Annotated in this window: 1 pseudogene; it reads left to right on the top strand. The window is 62.7% G+C overall.

Annotated elements, in window-relative coordinates:
• Positions 1-287, top strand: a pseudogene (locus EXE45_RS18765) (carbohydrate ABC transporter permease); the annotation flags it as partial.

The following is a 287-nucleotide window of genomic DNA, read 5'->3' as shown; positions in this document are numbered from 1 at the left end:
GCTTCGCGGCGTACGGCCTCACGCAGTCCGACTGGAAACAGCGGTACAAGGCGCCGGTCCTCGCGCTGTTCGTCGCGGGGATCTTCATCCCGTACCAGGCGGTTCTGGTGCCGCTCTCGCAGTTCTGGTCGATGATCCCGCTCCAGGACGCCCTCGGCTTCCTGTGGGCGCTCGGGATCAACAACGACTACACCGGGATCTTCGAACTGATCGTCACGCACGTGGCCTACGGGCTCCCGATCTGTACGGTCCTGTTCAGGTCGTACTACAAGAACATGAGCGAGGAG

It is taken from the genome of Halorubrum sp. SP9 (assembly GCF_005435015.1).
GTDB lineage: Archaea > Halobacteriota > Halobacteria > Halobacteriales > Haloferacaceae > Halorubrum > Halorubrum sodomense.
Note: the sequence above shows the minus strand (reverse complement) of the source record. Positions and strands in the feature narration are given on the sequence as shown.